Below are 17,445 nucleotides of genomic sequence, written 5' to 3' on the forward strand. Positions count from 1 at the left end.
TCTGCCCACCGCCGCTGTATAGAGTGACCGCGCCCTTAGAGCGCTTAAAAAATTCCCCGAACCAGCCCGCAAAATGAGAGCTGATTTGTAGGACGCCGCCATCTGTGTCGCCCCGCCCTTTTTGTAGTCGATCCGTCTGAGTCCCGTCTGAGTCTCAAGATTGCCGCGTGATATTGTGCGTATTTTCCAACACGGCAAGAGTGCTATCCTTCTGCTAACAGCCGAGTTCAAAGCTGAGATTTCGGGATTTTCGTCTAAAACGAAATTTGACCAAAGCGCTAGTCATGAGCGTTCAACTTGGAATATTCGATTGGTGAGGTAGACAAGGTGAGTAACGATAAGGATGACGATTATCCAGCCACAGCAGTAACAACATGGAGTGGGTACGTCTATCAAGGCAAAATAGCGCTACACCACGCCCTAAAGCTGATCAATCAAGGCGATCTAGATTTTGAACTTCAATTAGATAGCAGTGATGATTTTGCGATCTATAAAAACGGCAAGCTGATCAGCGCTCATCAAGTAAAAGCAAAAATCGGAAAATATCGAAGCGTGTATTCTGTCGCCTTGGAAAAATCCGCAGCAATCGAATTGGATCGAACTGCAGGAATTTCACGTTACTTTCATGTATCCGTTAAAATTGAAGATACCAATGATCACATTGGGGCGAATGGTGAAACCGTTAAATTCTATGCCTACGGCACAAATAAGCACTGCGGTTTAGGCGAAATAGAGGGCTTAACCAAAGAGATCATTCGGGAGCTTTGCACTAGCCGTGGTATAACAGTAAGTGAAAAATTATTAAAACACAACTATTGCCTTCTTTCGGAAAAAATAAGCACAAAGGCAATTGAAATACATCGCATGGTGCAAGAAGATAAAAACAAAGCCAACCAGGCTGCGCATACAAATCGAATTACTGCCAAAAGTCTTTTAGACGACATTATTAATCAAAATCCATATAACGACGCTGATTACTATGCAATAGAACTAAAATCTGATCTACATAATCATCTTGAGAATCGGCTGGATCAAAATTTGGCCATGATGAGTGATGATGCATATTCTAGAGCATGCAAGCTATTTGAGCATATTCGTGCCATTGAAATCAGCGAAATGAAAGCGCTTTGTCAGTTAATCAAGCCCTCCGAGCGATTTTCAACTATTCAAAAAGCTGACATCAGGCGTTATTCCGAACTCATTGAGGCGATGAACGTTGAGCCTATTTTCAAACAATTTCCTCATTACTTAGATAAAAGCAAAACCTTTTACCTCCCAACAGCTCTCGATCTCCCTCTAATCGATGATCACGAAGGCTGCACCTCAGATTTACTGGAAGAAATGGAAAGCAATGGTGATCTCCTTAAGCTCCTATTCGAGTATAACCATCTGATCCCTAGCAGATCCATCAAATCATTCATTATCAACACAAAATACACGAATTCTGATGATCTGAGCAATCAAGACGTTATCGCACGGATTGACAGTAATATCACAAAATCACTTTGCTTAAGCATAATAACCAAAGAAGACGCGGAGGCTCGACTAAATGATAAATAGAATAATTGACGAAGCACTGATTGCCCATGAATTCGAGAAAGAGCACCAGACCGATTTGACAAGCTTTTACATTCGCGAAACCAACTCGGCGATCCGGTTTGTAATCTTGCATAAACTGGACGAACTACACTCTCCAGCAGAACTAAATGCCGCCATAAACCAGTCGGCCCCTGAATCTTTCCTCAATCATCCCGCGTTCAAGAAAAACTGCGATTTGATCTGCGTTCATCAAGTGAACAAGCTTGCGGAATTCAAAGACAACGAAGAGCAGATATTTGCTATCGAAGAAGATCCGCATTTCTTCAAAAAATATATTTTGTACTACAGCGATGCCGAAGCGAGTGCAATTCAAGAATATTCCTTTGACAAACTCATAGCGACAATCTCTGACAAGAGCCAGTTCAGCAATTATAAGAGTAATCCGCTGGCGGCTACGCAGTACAGTGTTGCGGCAAAAATCTTCATTAAACTGCCTTTTCTTGAGCTTCCATTCACGCGAGGGGAACTCGTCTCCTTGCGCCTTCAAGCAGCTGAGGCGGTCGCTGAAGCCGAGCTCGACGCAACATACAAAATCGCTCAAAAACTCACTGCTAATAACGTAGACGAATTAATCAAGGAATTAATAAAAAATGAGCTGGAAAATAACTCGAATTGAAGTTTTTAGCTTCAAAGCCTTCAAGCACGTAGACTTGAATTTAGGCACTTCATCTTTGTTAACCTTGGATGGGCCAAATGGCTACGGGAAGACCAGTATCTTTGATGCCATCGAGTTACTACTCACAGGTCAGATCAAGAGAATCTCTAATCTCTTTTCTACCTTGATGACAAAAAATAAAAGTAACTACGATGACAACCTGTTTTGGAACACTCGTTCCGGTAAGAAAGACCTTGCAATCCAGATCGAATTCGCATTTGGCGATCGCCGACTCGTCCTCGCCCGGCATGCTCCCGCAAAAACATTCGAAACAAAAGCAAACAACCGCGCGGATAGGTTCAAGCACTTTACGCTTTACGAGCTGCCCGACTTCGACCCCAAAGCTTACACATCAGAGAATAAACGTGGGGACGAGTTCCTCGATCAAGTATTTGGGAAAAACTTCAGGGAAAACTTCTCGTTCCTGAACTATTTGGAGCAAGGACAGAACAAACTGCTTCACACGCGGGTCGATGAGCGTAAAGATGCGCTCGGAAATTTGTTCAACATTAGCGACGTGGCGGCAGAAATTGAAAACTGCCGGTCAATTGCCACGAAACTCACGAAGTATTTAAATGATGAAAAGCGTAAAGCAGAGGAAGAAGCGCTCAAAAATGAGTGCAACGCTTTGCGTGAAATGGTTCAAGCCGACTTGGGCGGCGTTGAATTTAAAAAGTTATCGAGCGCTGAACCCCAACCCGGTTGGGACAAGGAGGAGCCCTTCCCTACCTATGTCCAAGACGTTCACACCCAATTTCTGAAATCCATTCACGCGCTAAGTGATCTGCTCCCTCTAAAAGCAGCCATCCGTATCCGAGCCGAAAATGAAGCTATTGAAGCAGACATTAAACTACATAATACTTCACTAAACAGTCTGGCTCGTTTGGGCACTGATGTGAACAAGCTGGATGACCTAGACAAAACTAAAGGTGAGATTGACCGGCTAGCTAAAGCAACAGCAATCATCAAAAAAGGGGCTTCTATCATCACGGTGGAGCAGGCCCGCACGCTTCCAAGTTGGGCCATTGGGCGGCTAGAGTGGTTCGAGACGCAGATCACAACGCGCGATGCACTACAGACTAAGAACAATAAGAACGATAGTGTCGCAGCCGAACTGGCTACATTGAAGCAGAAACTCCTCGATGAGCATGCCAAGCTCTTTTCTGACGAAAAATTTTGCCCACTGTGCGGGACCGACTGGGAATCTCACGCATTAATGCTCCAGGCTGTTGAGGAGCGGGCGAGTAAGATCAATAATGACTTAGGGTCGGATGGTAAAGCGCTTGTCGCTTTGATCGCCTCAATGACTGCCGAGCTCAACACCATTGAGACGTATATTCAGGGCCAGGAGGCAATTCTGAAGTCTGGATATAACGGTGTGCTACATAAAGCACTGACTGAAGTCAAGCCCCGACTCCCCGCAATCCAGCAATTAGCCGAACGACTTCGGGCAGATGGCATTCAAATCACCTTCGCATTTAACGAGGATGATGTAATTGCAGCCGCGCGCTTTGAAGAACTCAGTAATTTGATGCGCGCGAAGAAAACGGATGAAACCGTGGTGCCGCCGGAAGATTGGCATCAAACCATCGATGCGGTCTTCAAGGATTTAAAGGATTTTTATATCTTTGATGTTCAAGATCTGAAAAACAAAGAGCTCTATATCACGATTAAAGCTAATGAAGCCCAGAGCAGCAGGCTTCAAAATTGCGTGGAAGCACTTCAAAAAATTCAACGCGAGAACGATGCTACCAACAAAGCCAAAGACAAGGTCAACAAACTACTTACGACCTTGAAAAAAGCGGAGCAAAAGTACGCTGATCAAACTATCTCGGCAATTGAACTCATTTTTCACATCTATAGTGGACGACTCATCCAGAATTACCAGCGCGGTCTCGGCTTATTCATTGAGAGCCAGGATGGCAAGCAACTGCGGTTCCTAACAGCGGAAAAATCTGATCATGACGCGGTTATGTCCATGAGCACGGGCCAAGTTTCAGCGCTCAGCCTCGCCTTCTTCCTCTCGCTCAACAAGGTGTATGCAGAAGTTCCGCTCATACTTATCGACGACCCATCTCAGTCGCTTGACGAGGTAAACGTTGCATCTCTAACCGACTTGCTTCGATGTGAACTCAAGCATTGCCAGCTCATCGTATCGTCTCATGAAGACGATATTTCGGCATACATGCGCTACCGCTTCAATCGGGCTGGATTGACGACAAGTTCGCTCAATATGCAACGAATGGTAAAAGCAGCCTCGTAGCGGCAATGTACTAACAAACTCTCGTCCGGCTCTCTTGTCGCTGGTGTACATTGCTACCTGGGGGATATAGGGAGCGGATTTGAAACCAACCACTCCCTTCCTCTGACTCCGCTTGCTATGGGCGCCGTCTAGGCCGATGCAGCTTGAACCGCTTGCTGAGATACGGCCTTAGCTCATCGGCTTCGGCCTCTAGCCCGCACGTGACTGCGCGCTGTGCGGGGGTCTCCCATTTAGTTCCAGTTAGCCGTTCCTGATTGACGAAGCAAGAGATGGCATCCCTGATCGCGGCGACGTTCACTCGGGCCGTCTCGTCGTTCTGCTTTTTCGTCAGTCGGTGGAGCAGATCAATCTCTGCGCTTCGCGAATACGGGCTGATTATCGGTGCTGCGGGTCTCTTGATATTTTCACACTCCATCCCGATCCCTGCTAATCGCTTGGCCTTCCCCGATGGGGGCAGCTCCATGTTGATTAAACATACCCGACGAACTGGTAACGCTAGATGGTCTTCTACTTCCTTGATGAAGCCCGCTATAGTTTGTAAAGTGGGTCCAGTGGGCGGGATGACGTTGAACGCCGTGTACCCTGGTAGCTCCTCATACCCGAACAGGTATGTGCGAGTCTGGTCGCCGAGACAGGTTTCCACGATCTTGAGGCGCAGTCGGCAGCGCTGCAGGAGTGATACCGCCCTCCCCGCTCTCATCGAGACCTTAGCCGGCGTGCGCAGGCCCTTACGCTCATGAAAGGCAGTCCTCCTCAAAGGTAAGCGCTGCGGCGCAACCAGCTTCGATAACTCTCTATATAGGCGCGAGACAGGGAGGCCGATAAGCGATAGCAGCTCCGGCACCAGCTGATCCCATGTATCGACATCACGGGTAGTACCGCTAGGCCGCCCCTTAGACAAGCCGATGCGGGCTTTTATCTGACTGAGGTAGTGCCGAACAGTGTTTCGGGTAATCTCCCGCCCAAACTGCATGGTGAGTGCTGCGGCGATCTCAGCGTATGAATATCCATCAAACTGTTGTATATGCCGCTTGATGTGCGCTTGTTCTGAGGCTGAGAGCATAGCGGTGTAAATCCTCGGAGAAAAGTCCCCATTTTATCCGGACAATTATGTTTTCAGAATTCCGAGCCTGTTGGTCAGTCGCAGCACTATCGTTGTTTGCACAATCGCAAGGCAAAAGTTGCCTTTAAGACACTGTTTTTATCAGATGACAGGCCAAAAAGTCGATGCTACAGTGCTCTCCGTGGTGCACAACAGCACTAGATAACGCAAGTCACCGCGTCTCGTTCTTTAACAATTTGGAGGCATTATAGTTACCCGAGTTTCGCACGAAGGCGCACTGCGCCAGCGTGCAGGAAATCTAATCGCTATGATCGTGGGCTCTGAGATGTGCGAGCTTGACCTGAGCGGACCGATTTGCCAGCGCTTCCAGGAGCTGGTCGAGATCGTTACACCTGGGATGCCGATGCTGGAGAACAAGCATACGGTTAAGCAGGTCGTGGCGATGCGGACGCGTGGACAAGTTACTGGCCTAGCTTGCGTTGAAGCTGGGAGTACTGCGGCATGAGCTGATGAAGCATTGCCTGTGGAAGCGGCGGCAGTACCAATGAGTACTCTACTTCCAGACCTCTCCAATTTTTCCGATGGTGTTCGATCTCATTCATCACGTCGCTGTCGAGAGAAATCGAGACTTGCTGCACCTGGCCTTTCAAGCTGGCTACGGCGGCAATTTCGCGAGTTATCAGCCTTGTGTTGAAGCCGTGCTCCTTGACTGCACCGATCATCGTAAGCAGAGCACCACGATTTTCCTCAATCTTGTAGAGTGGGTCCGCGCCGCCACTGATGGTGATAAAGGACTTCGGACATTGAGCGATGAACTCGGATATGGCATCGAGCTCTTGAGCACCGTTTGGTAGATAAGGAGAACTCCTCCAATTACAGTAGGTGCAGTTCTTTTCACATCCGAAGCCTCGCTTCTTCCAGTTGACGATAATTGTATGGTTTGGCTTTTGCATAGGCTGTTAGGTTTTGCTTGGCAGGGTCAGCGTCTTTTTGCTAACTGGTGTTGGGAGGTCGAATGCCGACGGCGCGTAGATCTCGATTTTGGTCCCCTGCGGAGAAAGGGCAGCTTGCTTCCAGGCTGCGATATCCGCCGAAAGCATATGTTGAGAGTCGGGTTCCTTGGCGGCGTCCAGCAAGCCTTCTTCGCGAAGTATCGCGGCGAGAAATCCGGCGTTATTGCTGCTGCGGCCGACGAATGCGTCCTTCAACGTTTTAGAGGGGAAAGGCTTCTCTGGGTCGCAATGGCTTAAGCATTCCTCGACTTGGGAGAAGCTGACCAGTTCCTTGCTGTAGTACCCGCCCCCCTCGTTCTGGGTGATGCGGATATGCAGATGCGCCCGATCATCACTGGCAAGCAGTTGGTACTTGATGCCCCCTTCGGATTGCTTACCAAGCTTCCTGCACTTGCCGTCCTTGAGTAGCCAGTAAGGCACTTTCGCAACCTCCTCGCTGATGGCCTGCACATCTTCGCTGTTAGTCTTAGCCGATTTAGCATTCATGTAGAGTTCCTTTGGACGGATGTGATTAGCGGCGATATTTAAGGGAAATTTTCAGGTCCAGCGAGCTGGGCCTAGGTGGTACTGATGGCGTCGGTGGGCTGGTAGCAGTAATGACTTGCGCTACCTTCCGAATGACATTCGATTTGGGGCGGATGGATGGGATATGGTTCTGCTTTTTCAATTCAGACCTTGAAATAGAAAAAGCCCGAGTGGTCGATGACCATTCGGGCTTTGGGTTATTCGGATGTAAGACCGTCTACGTTTCTAGAAGTGGCTGGTGCCTAACTCGAAACGAACGCGGTATGGACCATGCATGGCATTGCAGGGAAAGCTTTGATGTAACGGGAGAAGCCTGCTTTCAAGGCTTCATGAAAATTATATATATCGGAAATACGGGGTGATTCGATGAGCGATCGTGATCCGTTATTTGTCGCTTACCACGGAACCTCCGCGCAAAAAGGCTTATCGGCCCGGATACCATCCGCATTCGCTACAAACATCACCCCGCATATCACCGCCGCAGCTCATGCAACCGAGATCTAAGCGATTGCTGATGCGCTTGGGCGTGTAGGTGTTGCCGGACATACGGTCAGAGTAAGCGACGCGTGCGTTGGCTCCGCATGCGGTCGTATTGCTTGCCTGACTACGGGTGGAAGTTGTCGTTTTCATGTTCAGTGCCCTCTCCTATCGGTGCAAAACGCCGAGTAACGACTCGACACTTTTGATTCTGTCACAAAAGCGCGAGGCGATCAACAATAACTGTTGACTCACGGCTCAACATTTATGACAACTAGCAAACAGTTAGACTCATCCACGCCAGCTGAAATGGATGACTTGGCGGCGAAGCTGTCGAGGAACATAGCGATCCGTCGGCGTGCGCTGGGGCTTACCCAAGCTCAGGTTGCCGAACGTCTAGGGGTGGATACTGAGACCCTGTCACGTTTCGAGCGTGGGAAGCATTTGCCTTCGCTTGTAACGCTGGAGAGGCTGTCGTCGTTGCTGCATACGACGGCTAGCGAACTGTTGTCGGAGGAGCAACCGAAACCTACTGATGACGCTGAAGCTATCTCAACATGGCTTGCTGCATTGAGTCCTAGAGACAAGGAGTTCGCCTGCTCTCTTCTTAAGCAGTGCTGCGATTATCTAGCAAACCGGTCAGCCGATAATGCCACTTAGTACTCGTCGATTATTGGAGATTTTAATTTGATTTGACCTTGCCGAAGACTCGTCCCGCCCGCCTTGTTCACCTTTAATAGTGATTCGGAGACTTATAGCAGGTTTGGCGATTTCCTGGTTTTCCTGAACCAACGCCTATAATTGCAATTATTTTTTGAATTCACCTTAAATTATCACCAAACTATACTTCCAAAGTAATAAATTCAGCAAAAAATCATTTAACCACATTTCTATTGAGAAATTCATGCCATTTACACCAGCCATACGAGAAGATGTTTTAGTTAAATCTCATCGACGCTGCTGCGTTTGTCATAAATTTGCTGGCTTGGCCGCAAATGTACACCACATAAATCCAGAGGCACAGGGAGGTTCTAACTCTATAGAGAATGCAATTTGCCTCTGCTATGAATGTCATGCTGACGCCGGGCACTATAACCCGCAGCATCCACTTGGCATAAAATATTCACCGGAAGAACTTCGTAAACAACGCGACCAATGGTGGCAAATCTGTCAAGGTGGCGGTGGCGACTTATGGGTTACGGCAGCCGTTTATGGAAAAAATGATCATAGTGGGATGAAAGGTACTTTCGATGTCGCGGACGAAATTAAAAAAGCACAAGCATTTCTGAAGAAGATAGAACCTTTAATTAACAGTATATTCCATTCTCTGAGACTCCAGGATTCCCCAGTTAGGATAACCAATGAGGCTTTTAATGGCATAGAACGATATCGTTATTTTTCAGAGTTAAACCTTGGTGTCAACCATCCGGAGCGTCTTTTTAATGGAGAATTCTCGGCCCGTAGAAGTGCTATATATGGAAGATTAAGAGAGCTCGCGCAAGAGATTGCCGCATCTAATTACATAATCACTTTTGATATGCTATATGGGAATTCTCTTGCAAAATATCAAAACGACAAATTCTTACTTGATGAAAATGACAAGTTAATTTTGCAAAAAATAAAAATATTAATGCAAAGTTTAGTTGATATGTTTGAAGAGTTTTCTAGGACTGCATATTAAAACCGAAGTAATCCTAAAATTCCAACCAACCCGGCCTCAATCAAATTAGACCATATTTTTCAACATATAATCCTGTCTTTGGAAGAATTGCTTTCTCTAATGACGCCATGTCCTTGCCCAACTTACATTCCGGCGAGCATCGGACAGTGAATATTGGCCGAGGCTTGTCGGAATTATGTAGTACTCAGTCAAGAAAAATCAGGCTCCTTCGGTTGTAAAGCCTCAAGTCTCTTAAGCCATTCATCAAACCGACCGCACTCTTTCCTGATAACGTCGAGACCAATTTCAATTGCCGCGAGCGAACCATGTATTGGCTTATCGTAGGCAGAATAGAGTTCTTCTATACGCTTACTTGGAGCAGTAACTGGACTATTGTTTATATGCTCTGGCGAATCAAATGCGTCTCGAATTTTCTGTAGCGCACCACTCAAATTATTCTGATTTATTCCTTTGGCTAATTTTTCCGGGTGGCTAAAAAGCAATCCTTCAAATTCGTACATTTGAACGTATGGAATAAACCGCCGCAGAGCGCCGTCACCAAGTTTGGTCCTAAGTTTTTCTGTCAAAACACTCAACAAGCAATCAGCTTTTTGGGAAATTCCGTTTTTCCCCTTTGCTTTTTCCTTGCCGGGGAAATCTTCAGGCAAACCATAGAAATCAAAGAAGGTAGTGCAGTATGCCGTCTTATCATCAAGGAGGCGCGCGCGAACATCTGTTAGCAAACGTTCAAATTTAAAATTCCCACCTTTATGCCCTGGCTTTCCAATTAAAGCAGGGATCAGGCAAATACCCCTTATCAAGAAAACGTCTGCCAAAACTTCATTTACAAACATCTCTTCAGTTTGCCCTTCGCAAATCACATGAATTCGAATCATTTGCGCGGCCTCCCGCCCAGGATATTTTTCTCCCAAAGCTCACCTACAGAATAATCTTCGAGCCACGTACTAAACTCTTCTTCTCCATGTCTCTTAAATACAGTTCCACCATTTTCACGCTCAACAATGATCAGGTCTTCAATCGAAAACTCATTAACCAAAGGAACAGATTGAGTTGATACAATCACCTGCATTCTGGTGGCAGCAGATCTTAAAAGAGAACCAAGAAGTGTAATGGCATATGGATGCAGCCCTAATTCCGGCTCATCGATAATGATCGTAGAAGGGGGATCGGGCTGAAGCAACGCAGTAACCAAACAAATGAAACGAATAGATCCATCAGATAGCTGGCTTGGCCACAAAGAATAGTCACTGTTCTTTTGCTTCCAAAGCAAACGAATTTGTTCCTCCCCAGTTTTCATCATTCTAGGCTTAAGGACAAATTCATCAAAAAATGGAATCGCAAGACGAATTGTCTTTTGAATTTGATCAAAGACGTCGGATGACTCTTCAGAGAGTCTGTAAAGATAGGCTGCTAAATTGGATGCATCAGGCCGAAGATATTCGTTATCTTGGAGTGCGCCCAGTCTTTTCACCCCAGCAGTATCGCTCGTGTCATGGAAGTGAAAAACCTTCCAACTAGCAATTGAATTGTAGCAATAATCAGCCACATCGCCTTTACTAGAGGACTTGAATTTTTCTTTTAGTTTCGCCTCTTTATGCCCCGAGCCGAGCGGTATCCATTTTTTTCCATAATATGGACCATCAAAAAATAACTGTTCTTCTGAAAACGAGAACCCACCATCGACTGTCGGCTCCAGCTCAAACTTGTATCCGTTTAGTCCAAATTCGATGAACGATTCGACCTCATCCGTTTCCTTAACACCGAAACTGACAATGCGATCCGCTGAACCCTGATTCGTAGTCCAATTTTGCAACCGTAATTCCATCATTTCGCCGAGCATGCGAAAGTAAGAAACGAAATTGCTCTTGCCAACCCCATTTGCTCCGATAAGGACATTTAGTCGATCCAAGTGGAACCGATCAAGCTCTCGTATAGACTTGAAACCCTTTATCGTTAATCTATTTATCGAGTATTTATTTGTGCTCATGATTACCTTCTCCCGCCCAGTATGTGTTTTTTCGGTCGGGCTCAAATGAGGGGCGTCAGTACAACCGCCGCTCCCTTCCATCGCAGTGCTGACCAAGTTCGCACGAAAACGGGTCATGGAAGCATCGCAGCCTCCACATCATCCCACTTGGGGCCCGACTTGTCTCGCAGCACGCCAGCGCCACATTTATGATTACGCCACATTAAAAAGGTGATCATAGCTTCGGAGGGGCGCTTGGGCAACTGCCATAGGCCGGACATCGGTAGTCTCACGGGAGCTTCCCAGTATCCCCCTCTCTCCGGGGGCGTGCACGGTAGATCCATGTGCGGAGTGTGAAGAGCCCACTACAGGGGACCTCGAAAAACCGTATCGAGCGGCGGTAATGTTGGTTGAGAAGCGCATCTGTACGGGCAGTGCAGCGAGCATCGCAGGCCGACAGTGCAACGCGCAGTAGGTTTTTCGAGGTTCCCTACAGACGGTCCACTTCCGGTCGTTCAGGCATGTCTGGTCCAGCTCTGGTCCACCTAACCGATCAATCACGAGCTAACCCTACAGCCGATTCGCGGCCACTAAGTGTTGAAAATGCATAGGAAAGTGCTTAGTTCGGCTGACAGCGTAGCGGCCGCTCACCGCACTTTTAATCCGTTGGTCGCAGGTTCGAATCCCGCACGGCCTACCAAGATTCATCAAGGAAGCCCACGAATTTACGTTCGTGGGCTTTTTTGTTTCTGGTCCATTTCTGGTCCCCCTTCCCGTCCCTCCCATCCTGTGCCCGGCAAGCAGGCAACTGGTATTCATTGACGGACCAAGTCCGCGCTGTCGAGCAAATCATGGCGCGCTTCGGCCAACTGGACGTGGTTGTCCACAATGCGAGGATGATGATCTTCAAACCCATCGAAGAACTGGCTGGAGCGGACTGGTCAATGGTGCTGGGTGTCGACTTTCTGGGCGCGAGCACGGCGAACCAGCCGAAGTCGGCAAGCCTGCCGACGTGGCTGCCGCGATTGCGTTCCTATCCTCCGGCGAGGCTGCGTTTATCCAGGGCGCTTCGTTGCTGGTCGATGGCGGGCGCCATTGCCGCCTGTAGGTGGGCGGCAGGCGCCGTTGGCTCCCCAGGCCAAGCGTTTGGCCCGGCAAGTAGCTCATTGAACGTTTCGTGTTACTGAAAATAAAATAACATCCTAAAAATTAATACTAATACAAGAATATGCACCGGCGCTGTGTGGCCGCTCCTTATTCGCCGTTCAATGACTACATATACAGAAAAAACAGGAAAATGCATTGCTTTGATCATGCTGCTGGCTGCGGCAGCCGGTCGGCCGGCGTGGGCAAACGATACCGTTGCCCGGGTCGGGGCCGGCGGCCTGGTCTTTGAAAAATCCAGCGAAATCCGCATGCTCAGTGAAAACCTGACCATTTCGCCCACGCGCATAGCCGTGCAATACCGCTTCAGGAACGAAGCGCCGCGCGCCGTCGACACGGTGGTGGCGTTTCCGATGCCAGCGTTTTACTGGGACCCGGAGCAAATGCCAAACTGGAAAAACATCGGCCCGGTCGACACCTTCGTGATCGAGGTCAACGGCCAGGCCGTGGCGGCTGCTATTGAACGCAAGGCCATGCTGGGGGAGCGCGATATCACCGCCGCGTTGCGGCAGGCAGGACTTAGCGAGAGCCAGATCTTTCGTACCTTTGGCGATGCGGAGGGGATGGAGGGCGTCCAGCTGCCCGACAGCGTAGTCGCCCGCCTGCGCGACTTGAAAGCGGTGGAAGGCACGTGGCCAAGCTGGCGCGTGCTGGAGACGGCGCACTGGCGGCAGACCTTTCCGGCACGGCGGGACCTCAGCGTACGGCACGCCTACCGGCCCTTTACCGGCCGGGTCTACAGCAATTACGACAAGTCGCGCCTGGCACCCCAGCCCGACATCCTGCGTTCATCGAAGGATGATGGCGACCAGGCCTGTTTGGACGAGGGCGGCAGCCGGGCGGTGGAAAACCGTTTGCGCAAGCTGCTTGGTGGCGGTGCGCGCTCGGTGTATGTGGAAATGAACGATGTTGAATATGTGCTCGGGACCGGCCGCAACTGGAAAGGAGCCATCGGCGAGTTCACGCTCAATATCAGCAAGGAATCGCCTGATCAGATTGTTTCCCTGTGCTTCCCGGGCAAGCCGGCGCGTGTCGATAACAAGACCTTGCAATTCAAGATGCGCAATTACACGCCGCAGGACAAGCTGCTCCTGAATTTCTACACGCTGGCGCCGTTAAAGGATTAACTCGCAAACTCCTTCTGCAGGCCACCACACTGTTCAGGTTGCCCATCAGCTTCTGGCGTCGCTGTGCACGGCAGAAGAAACCAAAAACGCGCACCAAAAAGTCGGCCTCCCAACCGCCAGCCTGTCAGCTATTCTGTGTTTTGCGGCGCGCTCGTTTCCCCAGTCGGCTCCGGCACCACACGCGGCGCCGCGACTGGGGCCCCGGGGTAATCCTCGCTGAGCGACAGCGGTACCTGCAGGCACACGCTTTGGGTGGGCAGGACTTCGGTCCAGTCGTGGATCAGGTCGCGGTAGGCGTGTCCAACCGCACGCAAATTGCGGTCGAGGTCGGCCAGCCCCAAGGCGTTCACGCGGCCGTTGTTTTCGCGCAGGCCGGTGTCCCAATCCACCTGATCCGTCAACGAGTACCAGGTGAAGCCGACCAGGGGCACGCCGTTGTTGCGCACCCGGAGCACGTTCGCCCATTCCTTGCGCAGCCAGCGGACCGCTTCCTCCCCGCTGGCGCCTTCACAGAGATTGGTTTCCGTATGCATGACGGGCAGGCGGTAGCGATTGTAGTACTGATGTGTAATGACGGCGTATCCGAAAATCTCCCCGGACGGCCCGGTCGAGCCGTCAGCAGCAACGTGGTGCTCATTGCTCTGGTAGTAATCGTTTCCCATGATGCAGTGATGCTTCAGGTTGTTATTCAGAAAAAAGTGATACTCATCGCGCGTCATCCCATTGTCGAGCAGGTATTCGTACATCGTGGAGTCCACGCGGCGGCCATAGTTCAGGTCCAGCGACAGGTAGCGGCGGGCGTTCATGGTCTCGGCCGGACCGATGGCGCCAGGCGTCTGGGCATGAAAATACTCGGAAGACTCGCTCTGGATGAACAGCGCGTCCGGGCGCAGCGCGAGAATCTCGCGCATGGCAAGCAAGTTGGCCTTCACCAGATGTTTCAGGGCTGTGACGAACGCCCTGTCGCTGCGCATTTGCTCGTTCCACCAGCCATAGAGGGCGGAAAACAGGGCGCAGATCGACATCTCGTTGACGGGCGTGTAGAGCTGGATCCAGGGGTATCGCTGCGCAAAAGCCCCCGCATAGTCGGCGAAGATCTCGGGGAACTCCGGATTCTGGAAGTTGCCGAGAAAGTCAGGCAGGCCAAAATGGCACAAGTCGACTATCGCGACGATGCCGCGCCGGCGCAAATCAAGGAAGGCCTCGTCGGCGAAAGACCAGTCGTAACGCCGTGCGCCTACCAGCGTTTTGTGCAAGGGCGGACCGTAGCGCAGGAAGCAGATGCCTATTTCCTGCACCAGATCGAAGTCCCGCCGCCAGTGCCGGTAATGCCCGCACTTTTCCATTTCATCCATGCGGACTCTACCGGCAGCTATGGTAGGAATGCTGTTCTCGATACCAGTTGCAAAGATAAAACCAGGAGGATCGGATCTCATGTTCTGCCCCGTTCGCCAAGCGTTTGCCCGTAGAACCAGCACTATAAGAACGGCCTACTGTTTTTACCGTGCCTTGGATAACATAGTCCCGACTTCGGCCGCCGACTCTCGCGTCCTATCGAGGCTGGTCGAGTCCGATGGCTTGCTGCACCGCCTGCAGAATGTCGCCATCGTCCCATGGTTTGGCGATGTAACGGCAGATCTCGCCATGGGTGATGGCGTCCCGGATCGCTTGGTAGTCGGCAAAACCGGTCAACAGCAAACGCATCGTGTCCGGCCAACGCTGCTGCACCAGTATCAGGAAGCGGGTGCCGTCCATTTCCGGCATGCGCATATCCGAAATGACGAGATCGACCGGTTCCCGGTTGAGCGCCTCCAGGCCGGCGGCGCCCGAGGCGGCCGTCAAGACTCGATAGCCCTGCCTGTGAAGCAAGCGGGACAGCGCCGCCAGCACGTTGCGGTCATCGTCGACGCACAGTATGCAGGCTTGCCGTGGCGGCTGGAAGCCGGCCTCAGACCCGGCCTCCGGAACCCGCTTGGGGAATAATCTGCTGACACTACCCATATTGAACCTTTCGTGCGACTCGATCTCTCAAACGGGCTCGCAGCGATAGTCGATCAGCCCTGGCGCTGCCGTCCTTATCGCATGGGCATGCGATGCTCAGAACCTGGTGAATTGGGCCTCGTCGGGCTCGCCTTCTGCCAGCGCCAAGTGACGCGCCACATTGGCATTGCCCTGCCTCTTCACGACGGCATTGGAAGGCCGCGCCTTGTGCAGCGGCGTGACGACATTCCGGCGCTCCACCCCACGCAGTTTGAAAAAGCTCATCAACTGCTGGAGTTGTTCCGCCTGGGCGCTCATCTCTTCGGCGGTCGCCGCCAGTTCTTCCGAACTCGCCGCGTTTTGCTGTGTGGCCTGGCTTAACTGGCCGACGGCCGCATTGATCTGTCCCACGCCCGAGGTTTGCTCCTCCGAAGCGGCCGTGATTTCCTGCACCAGGTCCGAGGTCTTGCGGATATTCGGCACCATCTCGTCAAGCAGCCGGCCGGCTTTCTGCGCCAGCTCCACGCTGCCGCCGGCCACTTGGCCGATTTCCTGCGCCGCCACCTGGCTGCGCTCGGCCAGCCGCCTGACCTCGGCCGCCACCACCGCGAAACCCTTGCCGTGCTCGCCTGCGCGTGCTGCTTCAATCGCCGCGTTCAGCGCCAGCAGATTGGTCTGGTAGGCGATGTCGTCAATGATGCCGATTTTGGTGGCGATCTGGTTCATGGCCCCGACTGTCGCCTTGACCGCCTGGCCGCCTTCGCTCGCTTCGCTCGCCGCCTTGCTGGCCATGCCGTCGGTGACCCGGGCGTTTTCCGTGTTTTGCGCGATCGAGGCCGTCATCTGCTCCATCGAGGCGCTGGTCTCTTCCAGACCGGCGGCCTGCTCGCTCGATGCCTGCGACAGCGACTGCGCCGTCGCGCTGACCTGCTCGGAGGCCGCCGCCAGCGCGGTGGCGCTGCCATTGACCTCGTTGACCACCTGGGACAGCCTCTCGACCATGGTCTTCATCGCAAACAGCACGCTCGATTTGTCGCCGGCGCGGGTGTCGACCATGGTCGCCAGATCGCCTTCGGCCACTTGGCGGGCAATCTGGGCGACGTATTCCGGTTCACCGCCAAGCTGCTTGACGATACCGCGGGTCAGGAACAGCGCGAACGCCAGCCCGATCACGACGGCGGCAACGCCCAGCGTCAGCATCAGGCTGCGCGCGCTTTCAAAGCTCTGCCTGGCCTCCTCCGCGCTCAGCTCCATCTGCTTCTTCTGGAACGCCACCAGCGCCTTGACGTCGCTTTGCAGCGCGTCGAGCGCCGGCAAGGTTTCCGCATTAAGTGCGCGCACCGCTTCGTCGCGCTTTCCAGCCTCGAGCAATTGCCGCAGGCGCGTAAAGGAGACGACATAGGCGGCCCGCTCTTCCTTGATTTTTACCATCAGGGCCTTGCCCTCCGGCAGATACACGAGGGCATCGAGTTTCTCCAGCGCCGCCGAGATGGTCTTCTTGTTGGAATCGATGTATTCCAGGATCTTGGCCGCTTGCCCCTTGTCTGCCGCGACAAACAGTTCCATGGTCCGGCGCGCGTTGGCGCGCGCATAGGTATCGACTGTCGTCGCCGCCTCGGCCTTCGCCCAGTCCTTGCCCGCGATTTTTTCCGTGACGCTGTTCAGCTGTTCCAGACGGCCGATAGCGATCACGATCGTTGCCGCCAGCAGCAGCAATACGATTGCGAACCCGAGTCCGAGACGGACGCCCAGTGTGAGGAATTTGGACATGATCAAACGCTCCCTTGATGTACTCCAGGCGGCCTGGGCTCAGGCGACCGATGGTGCAGTCGGTGATGCAATTCGATGGTAAGCATGAAGAAGGCGGTACCGCAGGTATCAGCACCATGTAGCTGTTGCGAGCCCCTGTGTGGCGTAGCCCGGCAGGCCAAC

General features: G+C 51.6%; 14 protein-coding genes. 7 read left to right on the forward strand and 7 right to left on the reverse strand.

The genetic code is table 11. From position 1 onward, the window contains the following. The first annotated feature begins 297 nt into the window (after positions 1 to 297). Genes ACSQ8Y_RS15745 through ACSQ8Y_RS15755 form a run of 3 tightly spaced genes read left to right on the forward strand, consistent with a single transcriptional unit; the run spans position 298 to position 4,517 of the window. Positions 298 to 1,560 (forward strand): ABC-three component system protein, encoded by a 1,263-nt coding sequence (locus ACSQ8Y_RS15745; RefSeq protein WP_436267389.1) that lies wholly within the window; start codon positions 298 to 300, stop codon positions 1,558 to 1,560. Further along, positions 1,550 to 2,215 (forward strand): ABC-three component system middle component 1, encoded by a 666-nt coding sequence (locus tag ACSQ8Y_RS15750; RefSeq protein WP_436267390.1) that lies wholly within the window; start codon positions 1,550 to 1,552, stop codon positions 2,213 to 2,215. The genes ACSQ8Y_RS15745 and ACSQ8Y_RS15750 overlap by 11 nt, the downstream gene beginning before the upstream one ends. Then, complete coding sequence (locus ACSQ8Y_RS15755) at positions 2,190 to 4,517, forward strand: AAA family ATPase (RefSeq protein ID WP_436267391.1); 2,328 nt, start codon at positions 2,190 to 2,192, stop codon at positions 4,515 to 4,517. Before ACSQ8Y_RS15750 ends, ACSQ8Y_RS15755 begins: the two co-directional genes overlap by 26 nt. Before the next feature lie 1,524 nt (positions 4,518 to 6,041). Here ACSQ8Y_RS15755 and ACSQ8Y_RS15760 read toward each other — a convergent pair. Both ACSQ8Y_RS15760 and ACSQ8Y_RS15765 read right to left on the reverse strand, forming a co-directional pair. Next, positions 6,042 to 6,533 carry a hypothetical protein gene (locus ACSQ8Y_RS15760; protein ID WP_436267392.1) on the reverse strand — a complete coding sequence of 164 codons (492 nt, stop codon included), beginning with the start codon at positions 6,531 to 6,533 and terminating at the stop codon, positions 6,042 to 6,044. A gap of 6 nt (positions 6,534 to 6,539) precedes the next feature. After that, positions 6,540 to 7,079 carry a hypothetical protein gene (locus ACSQ8Y_RS15765; RefSeq protein ID WP_436267393.1) on the reverse strand — a complete coding sequence of 180 codons (540 nt, stop codon included), beginning with the start codon at positions 7,077 to 7,079 and terminating at the stop codon, positions 6,540 to 6,542. 825 nt (positions 7,080 to 7,904) lie between these two features. Here ACSQ8Y_RS15765 and ACSQ8Y_RS15770 point away from each other — a divergent pair. Together ACSQ8Y_RS15770 and ACSQ8Y_RS15775 are read left to right on the forward strand one after the other, a co-directional pair. Further along, a complete protein-coding gene (locus tag ACSQ8Y_RS15770) occupies positions 7,905 to 8,255 on the forward strand; it encodes a helix-turn-helix domain-containing protein (protein WP_436269839.1) in 351 nt (116 codons plus the stop codon). Between the two features lie 244 nt (positions 8,256 to 8,499). Continuing rightward, positions 8,500 to 9,276: an HNH endonuclease gene (locus ACSQ8Y_RS15775; RefSeq protein ID WP_436267394.1), complete on the forward strand. Its 777-nt coding sequence runs from the start codon at positions 8,500 to 8,502 to the stop codon at positions 9,274 to 9,276. A 188-nt stretch (positions 9,277 to 9,464) separates the two neighbouring features. Here the strand turns inward: ACSQ8Y_RS15775 and ACSQ8Y_RS15780 are convergent, their stop codons facing one another. Together ACSQ8Y_RS15780 and ACSQ8Y_RS15785 are read right to left on the reverse strand one after the other, a co-directional pair. After that, positions 9,465 to 10,151, reverse strand: a complete 687-nt coding sequence (locus ACSQ8Y_RS15780; RefSeq protein WP_436267395.1) for a DUF4276 family protein — start codon at positions 10,149 to 10,151, stop codon at positions 9,465 to 9,467. Next, complete coding sequence (locus ACSQ8Y_RS15785; protein ID WP_436267396.1) at positions 10,148 to 11,263, reverse strand: AAA family ATPase; 1,116 nt, start codon at positions 11,261 to 11,263, stop codon at positions 10,148 to 10,150. Before ACSQ8Y_RS15785 ends, ACSQ8Y_RS15780 begins: the two co-directional genes overlap by 4 nt. A 712-nt stretch (positions 11,264 to 11,975) precedes the next feature. Between ACSQ8Y_RS15785 and ACSQ8Y_RS15790 the strand changes: the two genes are divergently transcribed. Both ACSQ8Y_RS15790 and ACSQ8Y_RS15795 read left to right on the forward strand, forming a co-directional pair. Further along, positions 11,976 to 12,350, forward strand: coding sequence for an SDR family oxidoreductase (locus tag ACSQ8Y_RS15790; RefSeq protein ID WP_436267397.1), 375 nt, complete (start codon positions 11,976 to 11,978; stop codon positions 12,348 to 12,350). Between the two features lie 205 nt (positions 12,351 to 12,555). Next, positions 12,556 to 13,533 carry a DUF4424 family protein gene (locus tag ACSQ8Y_RS15795; RefSeq protein WP_436269840.1) on the forward strand — a complete coding sequence of 326 codons (978 nt, stop codon included), beginning with the start codon at positions 12,556 to 12,558 and terminating at the stop codon, positions 13,531 to 13,533. Between the two features lie 128 nt (positions 13,534 to 13,661). On the opposite strand, the gene ACSQ8Y_RS15800 is transcribed toward ACSQ8Y_RS15795, so the two are convergent. The 3 genes from ACSQ8Y_RS15800 to ACSQ8Y_RS15810 form a co-directional block, all read right to left on the reverse strand. Next, positions 13,662 to 14,888 carry a family 1 glycosylhydrolase gene (locus ACSQ8Y_RS15800; protein ID WP_436267398.1) on the reverse strand — a complete coding sequence of 409 codons (1,227 nt, stop codon included), beginning with the start codon at positions 14,886 to 14,888 and terminating at the stop codon, positions 13,662 to 13,664. 196 nt (positions 14,889 to 15,084) lie between these two features. Then, the gene (locus ACSQ8Y_RS15805; protein WP_436267399.1) at positions 15,085 to 15,534 is read right to left on the reverse strand and encodes a response regulator; all 450 of its coding nucleotides are present in this window, start codon (positions 15,532 to 15,534) and stop codon (positions 15,085 to 15,087) included. Between the two features lie 96 nt (positions 15,535 to 15,630). Next, positions 15,631 to 17,283, reverse strand: coding sequence for a methyl-accepting chemotaxis protein (locus tag ACSQ8Y_RS15810; RefSeq protein WP_436267400.1), 1,653 nt, complete (start codon positions 17,281 to 17,283; stop codon positions 15,631 to 15,633). Positions 17,284 to 17,445: the final 162 nt, after the last annotated feature.

The sequence above is a fragment of the Pseudoduganella sp. LjRoot289 genome (genome assembly GCF_964252925.1).
GTDB lineage: Bacteria > Pseudomonadota > Gammaproteobacteria > Burkholderiales > Burkholderiaceae_D > Rugamonas.

Coding starts and splice junctions, on each gene's coding strand:
- ACSQ8Y_RS15750 (WP_436267390.1), top strand. CDS start 1,550: ATGATAAATAGAATAATTGACGAAGCACTGATTGCCCATGAATTCGAG.
- ACSQ8Y_RS15755 (WP_436267391.1), top strand. CDS start 2,190: ATGAGCTGGAAAATAACTCGAATTGAAGTTTTTAGCTTCAAAGCCTTC.
- ACSQ8Y_RS15760 (WP_436267392.1), bottom strand. CDS start 6,533: ATGCAAAAGCCAAACCATACAATTATCGTCAACTGGAAGAAGCGAGGC.
- ACSQ8Y_RS15765 (WP_436267393.1), bottom strand. CDS start 7,079: ATGAATGCTAAATCGGCTAAGACTAACAGCGAAGATGTGCAGGCCATC.
- ACSQ8Y_RS15770 (WP_436269839.1), top strand. CDS start 7,905: ATGGATGACTTGGCGGCGAAGCTGTCGAGGAACATAGCGATCCGTCGG.
- ACSQ8Y_RS15775 (WP_436267394.1), top strand. CDS start 8,500: ATGCCATTTACACCAGCCATACGAGAAGATGTTTTAGTTAAATCTCAT.
- ACSQ8Y_RS15780 (WP_436267395.1), bottom strand. CDS start 10,151: ATGATTCGAATTCATGTGATTTGCGAAGGGCAAACTGAAGAGATGTTT.
- ACSQ8Y_RS15785 (WP_436267396.1), bottom strand. CDS start 11,263: ATGAGCACAAATAAATACTCGATAAATAGATTAACGATAAAGGGTTTC.
- ACSQ8Y_RS15795 (WP_436269840.1), top strand. CDS start 12,556: ATGCTGCTGGCTGCGGCAGCCGGTCGGCCGGCGTGGGCAAACGATACC.
- ACSQ8Y_RS15800 (WP_436267398.1), bottom strand. CDS start 14,888: ATGGATGAAATGGAAAAGTGCGGGCATTACCGGCACTGGCGGCGGGAC.
- ACSQ8Y_RS15805 (WP_436267399.1), bottom strand. CDS start 15,534: ATGGGTAGTGTCAGCAGATTATTCCCCAAGCGGGTTCCGGAGGCCGGG.
- ACSQ8Y_RS15810 (WP_436267400.1), bottom strand. CDS start 17,283: ATGTCCAAATTCCTCACACTGGGCGTCCGTCTCGGACTCGGGTTCGCA.